This window comes from Janthinobacterium sp. CG_23.3, assembly GCF_046115965.1.
Lineage (GTDB): Bacteria > Pseudomonadota > Gammaproteobacteria > Burkholderiales > Burkholderiaceae_D > Janthinobacterium.
This window is the reverse complement of the sequence record NZ_JBJXIB010000005.1, coordinates 75,919-93,467: the sequence shown is the minus strand read 5'-3', so window position 1 is coordinate 93,467 and position 17,549 is coordinate 75,919. Positions and strand designations below refer to the sequence as shown.

17 protein-coding genes are annotated in these 17,549 nt (G+C 65.5%); 4 read left to right on the top strand and 13 right to left on the bottom strand.

The features are described 5' to 3' along the window. Positions 1-7: 7 nt before the first annotated feature. On the top strand, positions 8-745 hold the full coding sequence (locus ACFDR9_RS03305; RefSeq protein ID WP_409030066.1) for a tetratricopeptide repeat protein: 738 nt from the start codon (positions 8-10) through the stop codon (positions 743-745). Positions 746-787: 42 nt separating this feature from the next. Here ACFDR9_RS03305 and prsR read toward each other — a convergent pair whose 3' ends face one another. From prsR to ACFDR9_RS03290, 3 genes are all read right to left on the bottom strand, one after another. Further along, complete coding sequence (gene prsR / locus ACFDR9_RS03300; protein WP_409030064.1) at positions 788-2,134, bottom strand: PEP-CTERM-box response regulator transcription factor; 1,347 nt, start codon at positions 2,132-2,134, stop codon at positions 788-790. A gap of 84 nt (positions 2,135-2,218) precedes the next feature. Further along, positions 2,219-4,291 (bottom strand): XrtA/PEP-CTERM system histidine kinase PrsK, encoded by a 2,073-nt coding sequence (gene prsK / locus ACFDR9_RS03295; RefSeq protein ID WP_017875455.1) that lies wholly within the window; start codon positions 4,289-4,291, stop codon positions 2,219-2,221. Next, on the bottom strand, positions 4,288-5,673 hold the full coding sequence (locus ACFDR9_RS03290; protein WP_409030063.1) for a TIGR03013 family XrtA/PEP-CTERM system glycosyltransferase: 1,386 nt from the start codon (positions 5,671-5,673) through the stop codon (positions 4,288-4,290). The genes prsK and ACFDR9_RS03290 overlap by 4 nt, the downstream gene beginning before the upstream one ends. 215 nt (positions 5,674-5,888) lie before the next feature. Here ACFDR9_RS03290 and nadB point away from each other — a divergent pair, with 215 nt between their 5' ends. Further along, entirely contained in the window at positions 5,889-7,502 is a 1,614-nt protein-coding gene (gene nadB, locus ACFDR9_RS03285) for an L-aspartate oxidase (RefSeq protein ID WP_026132589.1), read from the top strand. A gap of 84 nt (positions 7,503-7,586) precedes the next feature. Here nadB and ACFDR9_RS03280 read toward each other — a convergent pair whose 3' ends face one another. Continuing rightward, entirely contained in the window at positions 7,587-7,988 is a 402-nt protein-coding gene (locus tag ACFDR9_RS03280) for a hypothetical protein (protein WP_409030062.1), read from the bottom strand. Positions 7,989-8,058: 70 nt separating this feature from the next. Next, positions 8,059-8,835 (bottom strand): hypothetical protein, encoded by a 777-nt coding sequence (locus tag ACFDR9_RS03275; protein WP_409030061.1) that lies wholly within the window; start codon positions 8,833-8,835, stop codon positions 8,059-8,061. Positions 8,836-8,932: 97 nt separating this feature from the next. Between ACFDR9_RS03275 and ACFDR9_RS03270 the strand changes: the two genes are divergently transcribed. Together ACFDR9_RS03270 and ACFDR9_RS03265 are read left to right on the top strand one after the other, a co-directional pair. Next, positions 8,933-9,589, top strand: a complete 657-nt coding sequence (locus tag ACFDR9_RS03270; RefSeq protein ID WP_409030060.1) for a response regulator — start codon at positions 8,933-8,935, stop codon at positions 9,587-9,589. A gap of 14 nt (positions 9,590-9,603) precedes the next feature. Next, positions 9,604-10,959 carry a sensor histidine kinase gene (locus ACFDR9_RS03265; protein WP_409030059.1) on the top strand — a complete coding sequence of 452 codons (1,356 nt, stop codon included), beginning with the start codon at positions 9,604-9,606 and terminating at the stop codon, positions 10,957-10,959. A gap of 9 nt (positions 10,960-10,968) precedes the next feature. Here ACFDR9_RS03265 and ACFDR9_RS03260 read toward each other — a convergent pair whose 3' ends face one another. The 8 genes from ACFDR9_RS03260 to eat form a co-directional block, all read right to left on the bottom strand. Then, entirely contained in the window at positions 10,969-11,283 is a 315-nt protein-coding gene (locus ACFDR9_RS03260) for a hypothetical protein (RefSeq protein WP_409030058.1), read from the bottom strand. 69 nt (positions 11,284-11,352) lie between these two features. Continuing rightward, complete coding sequence (locus ACFDR9_RS03255) at positions 11,353-11,898, bottom strand: metal-dependent hydrolase (protein WP_409030057.1); 546 nt, start codon at positions 11,896-11,898, stop codon at positions 11,353-11,355. Positions 11,899-12,085: 187 nt separating this feature from the next. Continuing rightward, positions 12,086-12,286 (bottom strand): hypothetical protein, encoded by a 201-nt coding sequence (locus ACFDR9_RS03250; protein ID WP_409030056.1) that lies wholly within the window; start codon positions 12,284-12,286, stop codon positions 12,086-12,088. Positions 12,287-12,444: 158 nt separating this feature from the next. Continuing rightward, positions 12,445-12,747, bottom strand: coding sequence for a TfoX/Sxy family DNA transformation protein (locus ACFDR9_RS03245; protein ID WP_409030055.1), 303 nt, complete (start codon positions 12,745-12,747; stop codon positions 12,445-12,447). 83 nt (positions 12,748-12,830) lie between these two features. After that, entirely contained in the window at positions 12,831-13,649 is an 819-nt protein-coding gene (eutC, locus tag ACFDR9_RS03240; protein ID WP_017875444.1) for an ethanolamine ammonia-lyase subunit EutC, read from the bottom strand. Between the two features lie 12 nt (positions 13,650-13,661). Further along, the gene (locus ACFDR9_RS03235; RefSeq protein ID WP_409030054.1) at positions 13,662-15,053 is read right to left on the bottom strand and encodes an ethanolamine ammonia-lyase subunit EutB; all 1,392 of its coding nucleotides are present in this window, start codon (positions 15,051-15,053) and stop codon (positions 13,662-13,664) included. A gap of 61 nt (positions 15,054-15,114) precedes the next feature. Further along, on the bottom strand, positions 15,115-15,936 hold the full coding sequence (locus ACFDR9_RS03230) for a TorF family putative porin (protein WP_409030053.1): 822 nt from the start codon (positions 15,934-15,936) through the stop codon (positions 15,115-15,117). 80 nt (positions 15,937-16,016) lie between these two features. Then, a complete protein-coding gene (eat, locus tag ACFDR9_RS03225; RefSeq protein ID WP_409030052.1) occupies positions 16,017-17,396 on the bottom strand; it encodes an ethanolamine permease in 1,380 nt (459 codons plus the stop codon). Positions 17,397-17,549: the final 153 nt, after the last annotated feature.

The following is a 17,549-nucleotide window of genomic DNA, read 5'->3' as shown; positions in this document are numbered from 1 at the left end:
CCAAGCCCTGTCGTTCTTCTTTTCTTTCTGTCTGTCTCCCCTCCCCTCCCCCCCCCCCCCCCCCCCCCCCCCCCCCCCACCCGACTGCGACGACTATGTGCGCCGCAGCCCCGGCGGCGACTACACCAACGGCGACGACCGGCAAGGCCTGGAAGTGGTCGAGAAGTACCACTTCACCAAAGAAGTGGAAACGCTGGTACGCGGCCTGTCGGCGTCGCTGGGCGGCGACATCGGCTACACGCTGGAACACTTCCCCAACCACCACCGGGCGCTGGCGTCGATGGCCCGGCTGGGCCTGCGCGGCAAGACCGCCCAGCCGGCCGGGGCGCGCCACACCGTGCTCTGCTACTTCGAGCGGGCGGTCCGCTTCAAGCGCGACGACGCCACGCTGCGCTCGATCTACGCCTCCTACCTGCTGGCCGGCGGCCTCGCCGAGGCGGCGCTGGAGCAACTGCGGGAGGCGGCGCGGCTGGCTCCGGAACAGCCCACCATCCACTACAACCTGGGGCTCATGTACGCGAAGAAGAAAGACTACGCCCGGGCGCGCGAGCACGCCAGCAAGGCCTACGAACAGGGTTTTCCACTGCCTGGGCTGAAAAAACAGTTGCAGGCGGCCGGGCAGTGGCAGGACGTGCCGCTGAAGGAGCGCGCGGCGAAGCCGCAAGAGGCAGAGCAGATCCTGGCCGAGCCCGAGGCGCCGGCGGAGCCGGAGAAGCGCCGGCCGGCCGTCGACAAGGAGGTATAGCGACTAGGTGGACCGGCGCCGCCGGTGACGCCGCCGCCGGCGCTATTTGATACCGTGGTGGTTCATCAGATCGTACAGGGTCGGCCGGCTGACGCCGAGCAGCTCGGCCGCCTTGGCGATGTTGCCGTCGGAGCGCGCCAGCGCCTTCACCATCACCTTGTATTCGGCGGCGTCGCGCGCCTGGCGCAGGTTGACCGGGTCTTCCACCGGCGCCGCCTCTGGCAGGCCCAAGTCCTCGACCGCGATCTGCGGCCCGTCCGACATGATGACCGCGCGCTTGATGCAGTTTTCCATCTCGCGCACATTGCCCGGCCAGCCGTAGGCCTCGATCGCCGCCAACGCGTCCGGGCTAAAATTGAACGAGGCCCGCCCCTCGCTGGCGCAGAACTTGTTCTTGAAGTGATGCGCCAGCAAGGCGCTGTCGCCGACCCGCTGGCGCAGCGGCGGGATCGTCAGCACGATTTCGCTGAGCCGGTAGTACAGGTCCTCGCGAAAGCGCCCGGCCACGGCCTGCTCCTTCAGATTCTGGTGCGTGGCGCAGACGATGCGCACGTCGACCGCGATTTCGCTGCGGCCGCCGATGCGCTCGATGACCCGCTCCTGCAAAAAGCGCAGCAGCTTGGCCTGCAAGCCCGGCGCCATGTCGCCGATTTCGTCGAGGAAGAAGGTGCCGCCGTGGGCCAGCTCGATCTTGCCCAGGGTTTGCTTGGCGGCGCCGGTGAAGGCGCCTTTTTCATAGCCGAACAACTCGCTCTCGAGCAGCGTCTCGGGAATCGCCGCGCAGTTGATGGCCACGAAACGTTTGTCGTGGCGCGCGCCGAGCGCGTGCAGGCCGCGGGCGACCAGCTCCTTGCCGCTGCCGGAATCGCCCAGCAGCATCACCGTCGCCGACGACGGCGCCACCTTCTCGACGCTGCGGCACAGCTTGAGCATGCCCGGGTCGCGGCTGACGATGCCGGCCAACGGCGAGTCGGCCTGGGTTTGCAGCATGCGCCGGTTCTCCCGCTGCATCGCGTGCAGGTAAAAGGCGCGTTCCAGCACCAGCCCGAGCATGTCGGCGTCGAACGGCTTCTGGTGGAAGTCGTAGGCGCCCATGCCGATCGCTTTGAGCGCGTTGGCGCGGTCCTGGTTGCCCGACAGGATGATGACCTTGGTGTCCGGCGCCAGCGCCAGGATCTGCTGCAGCGTCGCCAGCCCCTCGCTGGCGCCGTCCGGGTCCGGCGGCAGACCCAGGTCCATCGTCACCACCGCCGGCTGGTGGCGCCGCACATGCGCCAGCGCCGCCTCGCGCTCGCCGGCCACCAGCACCTCGTAGGCGTCTAAGCTCCAGCGCAACTGTTTTTGCAACCCCGTGTCGTCCTCGATCACCAACAGTTTTTGCTTGCCCATGTCGCGCTCCGTTTGTTGTTCCGTCTGCAAAACCAAGGGCGTAGATCCGCGGCCGGACTCCGACGCGACGCCGCCGGTTTGTTTTTACACCGCGACCGCGCCGTCGCGGTGCAGCGGCAGAATCACCCGGAAGGTGGTGCCAACCGCCGGCTTGCTGCGCACCTCCAGCTGCCCCCCCACTTCGCGGATGTATTCCCGGCTCTCGAATACGCCGATGCCCATGCCGGCCGCCTTGGTCGACTCGAACGGTTTGAACAGGCGCTCGCGGATGAATTGCTCGCTCATGCCCTGGCCGGTGTCGCCCAGCTCGACCACCGCGCTGTCGTCCTCGCGCAGCAGGCGCACCAGCACGCGGCCGTCCTTGGCGGTGGCCTCGACGGCGTTCTGGATCAAATGGCCGAGCACGCGTTCAAGCCGGCTCCAGTTGGCCAGCACCGTCAGGCCGCCGTGCTCGATCTCCAGCGCCGGCGCCGGCTCCAGCGCCGAACGGGACGACACCGCGTGCGCCAACAATTGCTCGATCGACAGCGGCGCGGCCAGCTCCTGGGTCTGGCCGCGGCTGAGCTTTTGCAGCAGCGCCGTCATTTTCTTCACCGAATGGTCGAGCGTGCCGAGCATGTCGCGCTGGAACTCCGGATTGGCCTTGTGCTTTTCCGCGTTGCTCAGCAGCAGGGATAGCTGGAACACCAGGTTCTTCAAATCGTGCACGATGAAGGTCGACATGCGGTTGAACGACTCGAACTGGCGCGCCACCAACAGCGAATCGGCCGACTCGCGGTGCGCCAGGTAGCTGGCGGCTTGGCTGCCGGCGATCTTCAGCAAGTCCAGCACCTCCCAGTTCAGGCTGATGCGGGTGCGCGGGCGCGCCAGCGCGACAAAGCCGAACAGGCGCCCGTGCAACATCAGCGGCACCACCAGCCACAACTGCGGCAGCGCCCGCGCCCACTCCGGCAGCGGCAACTGGCCGTAGCGCAGCGGTTGCGCCAGGCACTCGGGCACGTCGACCACCCACTGGCGCTGCTCGAGCATCTGGCAAAACGGGCCGCCGGCCGGCTCGCTGGCCGACTGCGCCGGCATGTTCCAGTGCGCGGCCGGCTCGCACAGGTCTTGCTCGCGGCGTATCCACAGCGCGCCGGCGGGGCTTTCGACCAGTTGCGCCACCGCCTGGATGGTGCGCTCGCCCAGGCCCGGGCCGTCCTGCGACAGCACGCGGGTGAAGCGCAACCACTCCTCACGGTAGTCGAAGATAGCCTTGTAGAAATGCTTGTTGATGAACACTTTCAGCTTCGAGCGCAGCGCGCCGGAAAACAGCACGCTGGCCAGCAGCAGCACCGCGCCGCCCAGGTAGGCGACCTGCATCACCGGCCCCCACGCGCCGCCGAAGTAGCGCAGGTAATAGGCGCTGCTGGCCATCGCCAGCAGGTAGATGGCGGAGCCGACCAGCGCCGCCGAGCGGAACAGCATCTGGCGCGACATCGCCAGGCCCAGCTCCCAGGCCGGATTGCGCGCCGCCGACAGTGCCAGCAGCGGCGCCGTCAGTGCGTTGACGATGCCGCGCGCGGCCCAGATGTCCGTGTTGACGGTGCGAAACAGCAAGGCGTCGCTGTACAGGTAAAAGTCGTAGGCGAACAGGCCGCCGATGCCCAGGCAGGCGAACTTGATGCCCCAGCGCTGCGGCGGCGGCGTGTGGCGATACCACTGCTCGACAAGCAACATGCCCAGCACCGCCAGCAGCAGGCGGCAGACGATCACCGTCAGCAGCGCGGGGAAGGCGAACGAGGACGCCTCGGCCAGCGCGCCGGCCAGCAGTTGCAGCGCGGCGATCGCCGCCACGGCGATGAAATAGACTTTCAGGCGCAGCCCGGCCGGCTTCAGCAGCAACAGCACGAACACCAGCCAGGCGCCCGAGCGCAGCACCTCGACGGCGACGCCCGGCAGCGACAGCGTGCCCTGCCACAGCGCGTCTTGCCACAGCGACAACGCCACCGTCGCGCTGGCCCACAGCGCCGTCAGCAGGCAGGCCAGGCCGAGCGCGCGGCTATGGCGGCGCGCGCGCCAGTTGCTCAGCAACAGCAGCGCCAGCGCGAAAAAGGCCAGCGAGGCCAGACCATAACTCAGCGCGGCAATGTCGCCCGGTGTCAGCGCCGTTGCCGTCACCGGCCGCCCTTGCCGAACAGCACCACCTGGACCGTGTCGAGCAGAATCAACAGGTCGAGGAACAGGCTGTTGTTTTTGACGTAATACATATCGTATTGCAGCTTTTGCACCGCGTCGTCGACCGAGGCGCCGTACTGGTAGCGCACCTGGGCCAGGCCGGTGACGCCCGGCTTGATGCTGTGGCGCACGTCGTAGTACGGCACCTGCGCCTTCAACTGCTCGACGAAGAAGGCGCGCTCGGGGCGCGGCCCGACAAAACTCATCTCGCCGCGCAACACGTTGAGCATCTGCGGCAATTCGTCGATGCGCAGCTTGCGGATCCAGTGGCCCACGCGCGTCACGCGCGGGTCGTCGGTGGCGGCCCAGATCGGGGTGCCGTCCTTTTCGGCGTCGTGGCGCATGCTGCGGAACTTCAGCACCTTGAAGATCTTGCCATCCTTGCCAACCCGCTCCTGCTGGTAGAACACCGGGCCGCCGTCCTCGCGGTGCACCCACAGCGCCGTCAGCAGCATCACCGGCAGCGCCGCGACGCAGATGGCGGCGCTGGCGACGAGGTCGAAGACGCGCTTCGAGGCGGCGCGCACGAAGCTCTGGTCGAAGCCTCCGCCGTAGACCAGATAGCTCGGCTGCAGTGAATCGATGCGGATCTGGCAGGCCTCGCGCTCGAAAAACGTGGCGGCGTCGACCACGCGCACGCCGCCGAGCGCGCATTCGAGCAATTGCCGCGCCGGAAAGGCGCCGTTGCGCCTGTCGTTGACCGACACCACGATCTCGCGCGCGTCGTAGCGGCGGGCGAGCACCAGCAGCGACGGCCCGCCCGGCAACAGCGCCGACGACGGCACGCAGCATTCCTCGCCGGGCACGTCGACGCAGCCGACGACGGTAAACTTGTGGTAGCCGATCTTGCTGGCGGCCAGCTCGATACACTCGCGCGCCAGCGCACCGGCGCCCACGAGGATCAGGCGCGACTCCAGCATGGCCGACTCGGCCGAGGTGAACACCACCAGCCGGGTCAGCAGCACGCCGACGCCGCCGAACAGGAAGATCAGGCTGCCGCCGCGGGCGAAGTCGATGGTCGGCACCAAATAAAATAACAGGCTGAGCAGTCCGAAACCGAGCGCGAACGACGGCATGATGCGTAGCAGGCTGTTGCGAATGTCTTCGCGCGAGCGGTGCTGGTACATGCCGAGCGCGCTCATGCTAAAGACGATCACCAGCGCGAACGCCAGCGAGGACAGGTACAGGTCCGGGCCGGCCCCCTGCAACGGCTCGGCCTGCCAGAGGGCCGAGGCCATCGACGCCGCCACCAGCAGGATCAGTACCTCCAGCAACAACAGGATAAACGCCGTTTTCGAGACGTAATGGCTGAAAATTCGTATCATAATTGCTCCCACGCTAAGCCCAAAGGCCAGGGCAAGCGGGAAGGCACCACGCCCGCGCCGCTGGCCCTGCCATCATGGCGGACTGTGCGCGGCGTATATTGAGCGGCCACAAGGGCGGCGCTCAACGAGCTAAACGATAGCCAATTTCACGCAAGCGCCTGCGCCGGGATGGTAAATGGACTATAGTATGCTTCCTCACAAAAATACTAAATGTCATGAAATTTGATGTAGCGATTGTCGGCAGCGGACTGGCGGGTTTGTCAGTGGCGTTGCATTTGGCTGAAACGCGCACCGTCGCGATCATTTCGAAACGCGCGCTGCTGGACGGCGCCAGCAACTGGGCGCAGGGCGGCATCGCCGCCGTGCTCGACTCCGGCGACAGCCACAACCAGCACATCGACGACACCCTGGTGGCCGGCGGCGGCCTGTGCGACGAGGGCGCGACCCGCTTCATCGTCGAGCACGGCCGCGAGGCGATCGAATGGCTGATCGCCCAGGGCGTGCCGTTCACCCGCGACGCCAGCGCGGAGATGGGCTTCCACCTGACGCGCGAGGGCGGCCACAGCCAGCGCCGCATCATCCACGCCGCCGACGCCACCGGCCACGCGGTCCAGGTGACGTTGGAGGAAAAGGTACGGGCGCATCCGAACATCACGCTCTTCGAGCACCACTGCGCAATCGACCTGATCACCTCCGACAAGCTCGACCACAAACGCGGCCAGCGCGACGCCCAGCCGAAATGCCACGGCCTGTACGTGCAGGACACCGAAAGCGGCAAGGTGTTGACCTTTGCGGCCGAGCACACGGTGATGTGCACCGGCGGCGCCGGCAAGGTCTACCTGTACACCACCAACCCGGACACCGCCAGCGGCGACGGCATCGCCATGGCCTGGCGCGCCGGCTGCCGCGTCTCGAACATGGAATTCATCCAGTTCCACCCGACCTGCCTGTACCACCCGTACGCCAAGTCCTTCCTGATCACCGAGGCGATCCGCGGCGAGGGCGGCCTGTTGAAGCTGCCGCCGGAAGCGGGCGCGGCGGCCGGCACGCGCTTCATGCTGGCACACGACGAGCGGGCCGAACTGGCGCCGCGCGACGTCGTCGCCCGCGCCATCGACTTCGAGATCAAGAAGCGCGGCCTTGACTACGTGCACCTGGACATCAGCCACAAGCCGGCCGAATTCCTCATCGAACACTTCCCGACGATCTACGCGCGCTGCCTGGAACTGGGCATCGACATCACCAAGCAGCCGATCCCGATCGTGCCGGCGGCGCACTACACCTGCGGCGGCGTGGTCACCGACCTGTCCGGCCGCACCGACCTGCCGGGCCTGTACGCGGTCGGCGAAACCGCCTGCACCGGCCTGCACGGCGCCAACCGCCTGGCCAGCAACTCGCTGCTCGAATGCCTGGTGATCGGCCGCGCCTGCGCGCAGGACATTGAAAGCAGCGAACGCAAAGCCGTGCCCTACCTGCCCGACTGGGACGAGAGCCGCGTCACCGACGCCGACGAGGAAGTGGTCATCTCGCACAACTGGGACGAGCTGCGCCGCTTCATGTGGAATTACGTCGGCATCGTGCGCACCACCAAGCGGCTGGAGCGGGCGCAACACCGGATCGCGCTGCTCAAGGAAGAAATCGACGAGTACTACCGCAACTTCCGCATCACGCACGACCTGCTGGAGCTGCGCAACCTGGTCGACGTCGCCACGCTGATCGTCAACAGCGCGCTGTCGCGGCGCGAAAGCCGCGGCCTGCACTTCAGCCGCGACTACCCAGCCACGCTGCCGAAAGCGCTGCCGAGCGTGTTGACGCCGACGCGCCGCTAAGCGCCTTGCGTTGGCTGGTTTCGGCGCTGAACGCATCCCAACCAAGGACGTAACCCGGTCAGACCCTCGGGTCTGACCCCGGGCTTACCGCGCCAGCAGCCGTTCCACCTGCGACTCCGCCACCCGCAACTGGTATTTCTTCACGACACCGTCGCGATCGAACAGCACCGCCAATTCCCTGCCGCCGGTGCTGGCGTCGATCACGCTGGCCAGCGCACCGACCACCGGCAAAAACCCGACAAACCCCGGCAAGCCCGGCTTACAGTTGTATACCCACACTTCATAACCATTGCGGAACGCCTGCACCGACGCCTCGCCCATCGCCAGTAGCAACTCGGCCTTGGTGGTCTTGCCGGCGCTCAGCACCTGCCGCGCGCCGTCCTCGCTCAAGGTCTTGATCGCGCCATTGCCAAGCGAAGCGCACCCGGCCATATTCAACGCCACCCAGCCAATCAAGGCCATTCGAATACCTATACGCATCAGCATTTCCTCCTATTCCACTGCAGCCGACACGGCATCCGGCGCGGCCGTCGCGACGGCCTCGTCATCCATATACTCAATTTCGACCAGCGTATCGTCCGGCCAGCTGGTATCGCTGACCCGTAGCATAAACGTACGTTCGTACAAAAAATGGAAACATGTCGTAAAACGGATGAATAGGCGTCGGCAGGCGGTTCGCATACAACAGATCCGACGTCAGCATCTGTCTGCGCTTGCCGTTCACCAAGGTGACGCCAAACACGGCGCGCTCGGCATAATAGGGCCAGTAGCCGGGATAAAGGCTACAGACGTCCGTGGTCGCCTCCAACAGCAGATATGCCGGCGGTTTCAGTCCGACGAACAAGCTGGCGCCCCGGTCGATCTGGCATTGCAGGCGCAGATCGCCCAGCCGCCACGTATTCGGCGGCAAGCCCGGCGTGTGCACCTCCGGCCCCCAGGCAAAACTGCGGTCCTTGCGATTGGTCGTCACCACCGCGCCCTCCCGCAAGGCTTGCTCGTCGCGCACCAGCGTAAAACTCAAATCCCCGGCCAACGCCACCGCAATACTGGCCGTATCGCCCTGGATCGTCATCGCGGTGCCGCTGGCGCGCACGCCCTCCAGCCGCGGATACAGGCGATAGCGCAGTTCGGCCTTGGGCGCCAAGTGGTGGTATTTCTCAAACGCGTCCATTCCCTTGAGCATGCGCCGATACGACTGCCGGTCGGGATCGGCCAAGCCGTCTACCTTCGCCACCTGCATCGGCGCCTGGTCCGCCGCGATGGCGACGGCGTTGCACATCAAACACGCCGTCGCCGCGCCGGCCCACAACAATCTGCCCGCATACCATCCCATGTATTTCTCCCTGAGTTAACGCGTCTTGGCGAATGACGCCATTCTATGGGCGATAAGCTTTGGCTAAGCTTAAGGTTTAGGCAGTTATAATTCTTGCATGCACATACTCATCATAGAAGACGACCTCGACCTGGGCTTCGCCTTGCAACAGGCGCTTAAAGTCGAAGGCATCAGCAGCGAATGGCTGCGGCGCATCGCCGACGCGCCGCGCAGCTTCGCCGAGCCGCTCTACGACTGCATACTGCTCGACCTGTCGCTGCCGGACGGCACCGGCCTGGACCTGCTGACGCGCTGGCGCCGCGCCGGCGTCGCGCTGCCGGTCATCATCATTACCGCCCGCGCCGCGCTGGGCGACCGGCTGGCCGGCCTGGACGGCGGCGCCGACGACTTCATCGTCAAACCGTTCGCCACCGCCGAACTGGTCTCGCGTATCCGCGCCGTGCTGCGCCGCTACGCGCGCCAGTCGAGCGAGGTATGGAACCTCGGCGAGCTGCAAATCGAGCCGCGCCGCTACCTGGCGCGCCTGGCCGGCGTGGCGCTGGAGCTATCGCCGCGCGAATTCCACCTAATGCTGGAACTGGCCCGCGAACCCGGCGTGGTGGTGCCGAAGGGCGCGCTGGCGCAACGCCTTGAGCCGCTGGGCGACGCCATCGACTTCGGCGCGCTGGAAGTGCACGTCTCCAACCTGCGCCGCAAGATCGGCGCCGAGCGTATCCGCACCGTGCGCGGCGTCGGCTACCTGTTCGCGGCATGAAGCGGCTGCGCCATATGTTGCGCCCGACGCTGGTGCGGCGCGTGGTGCTCGCGCTGCTGCTCGCCTTCGGCCTGGTCTGGCTGGTGCTGATGGCGCACCAGTTGTGGCAGGCCACCGACCGCGACAGGATAGACGACAACGTGCTCAGCCTCGGCCGGGGCATGCTGGCCTCGATCGCCGCCCTGGACAACGCCGGCGAGGCGCGCGCCGTCGTCGCCGCCACCTCGAGCATGGTCAACGCCGCCTACCGCAGCAAGCAGATTCCCGGCGTGGTGCTGATGGAGCTGACGGACCGGCGCGGCAAGCGCCTGTTCCTGTCGCCGGAGGGCGGCGCGGCGACCTTGCGCGGCGATAGCGCGCGCCTGAGCGACGTGACGGTGAACGGCCGGGGTTTCCGCGTCTACCAGGGCGACAGCGCGCGCTGGAGCGTGAAGGTGGCGGCGCCGACGCTCAGCAGCGCCTGGCTGTTGCTGCACATGAGCGGCGACCTGACCGTCGACATGCTGATCGCCTTCCCCTTCGTGCTACTGCCGCTGTGGTTGTCGGTCGCGGGCGGCCTGCGCCCGCTGCGGGACCTGTCCGAGCGCATCGCCGCCAAAGGTCCCGACGATTTGGCGCCGCTGCACATCGACGGCAAATACGCCGAACTGGCGCCGCTGACCGGCGCGCTCGATCGCCTGCTGGGCCAACTGCGCAACAAGATCGCGCGCGAACACAGCTTCGTTCAGGACGCCGCCCACGAGCTGCGCACGCCGATGGCGGTGATCTCGGCCCAGGCCCACGTGCTGACCGTGGCGCTCGAGCCGGCCCAGCGCGCCGAGGCCGGGCAGCGCATGGAGCATGCGATCGCCCGCGCCTCGCACCTGATCCGGCAATTGCTGGACCTGGCCCACATCGACAGCGCCCAGGCGCAAGCGGTCGCCGTGCTAGACCTGGCGCAACTGGCGCGGCAAGAACTGGCGATGTTGGCGCCGGCCGCCATGGCGCGCGGACTGGAGCTGTCGCTGGACGCGCCGGACACCCTGCTCCATTCGCTCGAAGCGCACGCCTTCCAATCCATCCTGCAGAACCTGCTGACCAACGCCATCCGCTACGCGTACGACGGCGGCCGAGTGGCGGTCACGCTGCAGCGCCAAGCCGGCACGCTGACCTTGTCGGTGGCCGACGACGGCCCCGGCATCCCACAGGTGCAACGCGCGCTGGTGTTCGAGCGTTTCTACCGCGGCGTCGGCCACAACGCGACCGGCGCCGGCCTCGGCCTGGCCATCGTCACGCAGGCGGTGGCGCGCCTGCGCGGCAGCGTCCGCCTGACGGCGGGCCTGGACGGCAAAGGCTGTGCCTTCGCCGTCACCATCCCCGTCGCCGATTGATGCGCGTCGTCAGCGGCGCACGGCTTTGCGCGAGCGCGCGGTACGCGCCGCCCTGACGCCCTCGATCCAGTCGCGGCCACCGGCTTCGAGCGCGGCGTCGATCACCTCTTGCGGCAGGGAATACACCGACGCCCACGCCGCCCGCCCGTCGGCGGTGTTGGTCGGAAAATCGTGGCGTTCGATGGGCCAGCCATACTTCTTCATCAGGGCGCGCACGACCGTGCTGACGCTGATCTTACGATGCTCAAACAGGCTTTCCACGCCCGTCATATCGTTCGACGCCAGCAGCACCACCAGCGTTTCCGCGCGCAATGTACTGGCCATTGTCGGAAACTTACCGTACTTGACCATACTCGTTTTCGCTCATCATGAATTAATAACTGTTTAGAGGGCTTAAGTTTTCTCAGCGGCGAACCTGGCGCCCAATTTCCGTGCCGCCAACAGCGCCCCGGCTAGTATCGCGGCTGGCAGCCAGACCCACAAAAGCTCGGATTGAAGGACAACCAGGCCTCTGGCGCCAAACACCCTGCTCAGCGCCAGTGGCGAGACCTCGATCATTTGCCAGGGCGCGAAAAAGCGTTCCACAGACCAAGGCCAGTAGAGCGCCACCCCCAAGCCGCCGTTGGTCAACATATCCAGCAAACCATGCGATGCGGCGGCCACGCCGGCGAAAACAAAAGCGCTGCGTGGCGAACTACGTAGCTGCGAAGAAAAAAACAGCGCCAACAGGCCAACCGCGAGCGCGAACAGCAGCGAGTGGCTGGCGCCGCGATGGCCAAACGCATCTGTGTAGGCAATATGCAGCCGGAAGGCGACGACATCCAGATCGGGAAGAATGGCGGCGACAATGCCGGCAACCAGTAGCCGGCGTGAAATGCGATTGCCGAGGCCGACAGCAAGCGCCAACGGCACGACGGCATGAGTGAGAATAGTGGGCATAGTACTGATGAGTCAGGTGGGCGAAGGCGCCGGCCGTAGAACGGCAAAGCCGGCCAATGAAGTAGGCCTCAGCCAAAACGCCGCGCCCCGTCGGGGCCGGCTGGCGACTATACCAGATCGCACCCGTGCATAGCTGGCAGAACCGCAAGTCGGCGCCCCTGGGAGCAATGGCCTTGCCCCGGGCGGCCTATGGCGCGCGCCTGGGTCCCAACTCAGAAAGAACGCGCACCGTGACGGCAAAGCCAACGCCGGCGTCGGCGAGGAATTTCGCCGCTTCCGCGGCGCCATAGACGCGCATCAGGGCGATGCCAGCCTCCACTATCTGAAATGTGGCCACGTCGCGGCGGCCGTTCGAAACATCGGTGCTTGGAAAAGGGATGTTACCCATATACTCAATGTCGTACGTGTCGAGGAAAGGTCGACTATCGCACAGACGGTTACGGCGGTCCAGTATTTCCTAATAAACATGTCAGTTACATATAAAACATGCAACATGGCAGCATGTTTACACAGGCAAGCTGGTCTGGTGCGCGACTGCCAATCACCTTATTTCATCCGAGGCGGCTTTTTCTTGGGCGTCAGCCCCATCATATCAAGGCGCAGCAGAATGTCGCCGCGTAGCTCGCGCTTGACCTCCAGCCAAGGGCGGCCTTGCTGCGCACCGATCATGGCGTAGATTGCCAGCACGTTCAACGCCGGCACGACCGGCTTAAGCTTGGCGTACAGCACATATGGATCGGTTGCGAGGAATTCCCGCACCGTGAGGATACCAACCAAGGCAAACATCTGTTCGCTGCGCGGTCCCAAGCCCTTCAAGTCGCGGATACGCAAAGCGGGTACCGTCGCCATTTATCTTTACTCCCCGTGTTCGGTGAAATTTAATATTAGTCAACTATTAATTCAGCAAAGCGACGCGGCGTCCGCCGCCGCAACTACAGCAAAAACTTGCGCTCCGACACGTCGGGCTGGCCCGCGCCCGGCGTCTCATCCTTCAAGTCGACGCCGGACAATTGGCGGCGGCGCGACTCGGACAACAGATAGTGTAGCTTGAACGCCGCCTCCTCGTAGCGCAAGCCGGCTGGGCGCACGTTCGAGATACAGTTTCGGCTTTCATCGGTCAGGCCGGCGCGCGGCGCCCACGTCAGGTACAGGCCCATGCTGTCGGGCGAACTCAGGCCTGGGCGCTCGCCAATCAGGACCAGCACGGCGCGCGCGCCCAGCAATTCCCCGACCTCGTCGCCGATGGCCACCCTTCCCTGCTGGACGATGCTAACCGGCGCTAGCGACCATTGCTCCGGTGCCAGGCGGCGCGTCAATATTTGTAGAAACGGCAAGGCGTTCTGCTCGATGGCCAGCGCCGACAGGCCGTCGGCGACGACAAAGGCCAGGTCGTACGGCTTCGCGGCGGCGGCGTCGCCCGCCGGTCCGCCCAGTTCTATCAAGGCGCGCCGCGACGCCGCGTCGAGCTTGCGCCCCAAATCCGGCCGTTGCAGGTACACATGGCGACTTTCCGCCGCGCTGCGCAATTCTATGCACGGCAACGGCGCTTGCAGCGCCCCGCCCAGCGAGCGCGCCAGCGCGCCGGCGTCCAAGGCCAGGTGCACGGCGTCGCGCGCGCGCGCGTGCGCCAGTTGGAACGCAAGCTGCGGTTCGGTCGGCTGGCTGACGCCGGTGCGGCCCAGCGCGATGCGCGCGGCGGTGAACTGGCGCAGCGCCTGCCAAGGATTGGCGATGACGGTCTTGTTACTCATGCGGCGCCTCCTTTATGACAATCGCAGCAGCGCCTGCCGGAACGGCGCCGGCAGCGATTCGCCCAGTGTGATGTAATCGTCGTCGGTGAAAATTTGCATCGCCTTGAGCCAGGCGTCGAATTCCGGCGCCGGCCGCAGCCCGAACACGCGGCGCGCGTACAGCGCGTCGTGGAACGAGGTGGTCTGGTAATTCAACATAATATCGTCGGAGCCGGGAATACCCATCACAAAGGTACAGCCGGCCGCGCCCAACATGGTCAGCAGCACGTCCATATCGTTCTGGTCGGCCTCGGCGTGGTTGGTGTAGCAGACGTCGCAGCCCATCGGCAAGCCCAGAAGTTTGGCGCAGAAGTGGTCTTCCAGTCCCGCGCGGATGATTTGCTTGCCGTCGTACAGGTATTCGGGACCGATGAAGCCGACCACGGTGTTGACCAGCAGCGGGCGGAATTTGCGCGCCACCGCGTAGGCGCGCGCCTCGCAGGTTTGCTGGTCGACGCCATGGTTGGCGTTGGCCGACAGCGCGCTGCCCTGCCCGGTTTCAAAGTACATGACGTTGTCGCCGACGGTGCCGCGGCGCAGCGACAGCGCGGCCTGGTGCGCTTCGTCGAGCAGGCTCAGGTTGACGCCGAAGCTCTGGTTGGCCGCCTCGGTGCCGGCGATCGACTGGAACACCAGGTCGACCGGCGCGCCGCGTTCGATCGCGGCGAGGGTGTTGGTGACGTGGGTGAGCACGCACGACTGGGTCGGGATGCCGTAGCGGTCGATGATTTCGTCGAGCATAGTGACGATCTTGATTACCTGCGCCACGTTGTCGGTGGCCGGGTTGATGCCGATAACGGCGTCGCCGCTGCCGTACAGCAGCCCGTCGAGCACCACCGCGGCGATGCCGGAGGCGTCGTCGGTCGGGTGGTTCGGCTGCAACCGGGTCGACAGGCTGTTCGGCAGGCCGATGGTGTTGCGAAAACGCGTGACGACGCGGCATTTCCTGGCCACCAGCACCAGGTCTTGAATGCGCATGATCTTACTCACCGCGGCCGCCATTTCGGGGGTGATGCCGGGCGCCACCGCGGCCAGCACCAGTTCGTCGGCGCCGTCGCTCAGCAACCAGTTACGGAAATCGCCCACGCTCAGGTGGCGGACCGCGGCGAAGGCGGCGGCGTCGTGCTCGTCGATGATCAGGCGGGTGATTTCGTCGCTTTCGTAAGGCACCAGCACGTCGTTCAGGAAGGTCGTCAGGGGCAAGGCGGCCAGCGCCATTTGCGCCGCGACGCGCTCTTCGGCGCTGCCCGCCGCGACGCCGGCGAGGTAGTCGCCGGAGCGCGCCGGGGTGGCTTTCGCCATCAGGTCCCGCAGGTCGCGGAACAGATATGTCTTGCTTCCGACCATGTGCGCGAATTGGCTCATGATGCTCCTTTATAGTGGTGCGTGGCGTTGCGGGGCGTTGTCAGGCGCCCTTTCCGCTCGCCTAAAAATTGCGCGCGACGGTGACCTGGAGGCGCTTGCCGACGACGTTTTTACCGCTGCCGTCGGCGTTGAAGAAGGTCCACAACGGCACGCCGTTGTCGTCGGCGTCGCCGTTGTTGTACAGGGCCGCCGCCGCGAACGTCCAGCCGTCCCAGGTTTTCGTTATGCCCACTTTCACGTCTTCGAAATTATAGGCGCCCAGTTTGCGCACGCGTTGTTGACCGGCGTGCAGGTTCAAGGTCAGGCCCGGCATCAGCTCCGGGTTCCAGTTCGCTTCGAGGTAGGTCGAGCCGCGCGTATCGACGATGTCGCCATTGTAGGGGTTGACGGCATAGCCAAACCAGTGCTTGCTCAGTGTTACCCAGCCGTAGGCATTGAAGCTGCCGAGGTTGACGCCCAGTTTGACGTCCTGGGTGTCGTATTTGATCGTGCGCCCGCCGGCGCTGTATTTCGCCGATGGATACCAATAGGTGACGAGGCCGGCGTCGATGTTGCCAGTGTCGTTGAGCGCATGGCGGTAGCCGCCGTACAGGTCGATTTCGGTGCCGCTGGTATTGTTATAGGCGGCGTTCGAGACGCCGGAGCCGAATACGCCCAGGTAGGCGCCGCTGGCGTGGCTCAAGTCGACGGTGCCTTGCACGGTGGCTTTCCCCTGGGTTTGCGATACGCCGCGAAACAGGTAGTCGGACAACAGCATGACGTTGCCGCCGCTGCTCCAGGCGGGTGCCGGCGCGGCGTCGGCGGCGTGCGCCGAATTTGGCGCGTGGAAGGAAACGATCGCGCACGCCAGAAGCAGCGAGCTGGAATGGAAGTAATTGGACATGTGCTTGATCCTGGTTCGGAATAGAGGTAAATGGCGGCTGCCGCGCAGGTCGGGTAAGCCGACCCGCGCCTTGTTGAGCGTTAAGCGGTCTTGGCGGCCAATTGCTCGCGGCTATTGCCCGTCATCAGGAAGAAGGCATAGCCGAGGGCCAGGAAGCCGGCGAAGATGCCGAAGATCAGCGGGTTGTAATAGATCATCGTGGCCATGCAGACGGCCGCGCCGAACAGGGCGAACGCCGGGAACACCGGATAAAACGGCGCGCGGAACGGCCGCACCATGTTCGGCGCGCTGCGGCGCAGTTTGAACAGGGCCAGCATACTGATCAGGTACATGGTGATGGCGCCGAACACCGACATCGTGACGATGTTGGCCGTCAGCGTCTGGCCGCCAATTTTGATCAATTCGTCGCTGTAGATGGCGGCGATGCCGATGACGCCGCCGGCCAGCACGGCGCGGTGCGGCGTGTTGAAGCTCGGGTGGATTTTGGCAAGGAAGTGCGGCAGGTAGCCTTCCCGGGCCAGCGCGAAGATTTGGCGCGAGTAACCGAGGATGATGCCGTGGAACGAGGCGATCAGGCCGAACAGGCCGAGCCAGACCAGCATGTGCAGCCAGTTGCTGTTGTCGCCGACGATCATTTTCATCGCCTGCGGCAAAGGGTCGTTGATGTTGGCCAACTTGGTCCAGTCGCCGGAGCCGCCGGCAAACACCATCACGCCTATCGCCAGCACCACCAGGGTCAGGATACCGGTCACGTAGGCGATCGGAATCGAGCGTTGCGGGTCCTTGGCTTCCTCGGCCGCCATCGCCACGCCTTCAATGGCCAGGAAGAACCAGATGGCGAAGGGGATCGCCGCGAACATGCCGGGAATCGAGGCCAGCGTGAAGCTGTCCTGGCCGGACCAGCCGCCCTTGGTGAAGTTGGCCATCGAGAAGCCCGGCGAGACCACGCCCATGAAAACGAGCAATTCGAAGATCGCCAACAGCGCCATCAGCAGCTCGAAAGTGGCGGCGACCTGCACGCCGACGATGTTGAGCGTCATGAAAACGGCGTAGGCTCCCACCGCCGCCAGCTTCGGGTCGAGCGCCGGGAACTGCACGTTCAGGTAGGCGCCGATGGCCAGGGCGATGGCCGGCGGCGCGAACACGAATTCAATCAGCGTGGCGGCGCCGGCCAGGTAGCCGCCGGTCGGGCCGAACGCCGCCTTGCTGTAGGCGAACGGGCCGCCGGCGTGCGGGATCGAGGTGGTCAGTTCGGTGAAGCTGAAGATGAAGGTGGTATACATCGCGGCGATGAAAATGGCCGTGACGGTGAAGCCCAGCGTGCCCGCCGAGGCCCAGCCGTAGCTCCAGCCGAAATATTCGCCCGAGATCACCAGGCCCACCGCGATACCCCATAATTGAAGCGTACTGAGAGTCTGTTTGAGCGCTGGCGCTGCGCCCGATACCGTCTTCGAAGTCATATATTTTCCCAATGCAGTATATTTTTTTGTTTGACCAAGTGGCGTCCCGCTGGAGCCACTCCCTCCCTGCAAACCACATGGTGCCGCTGGTACGGAAGTTGCTGCCATTGCAGTATATGAGGGCCCGCAAACCAGCGTTATCGAAAATCGGCA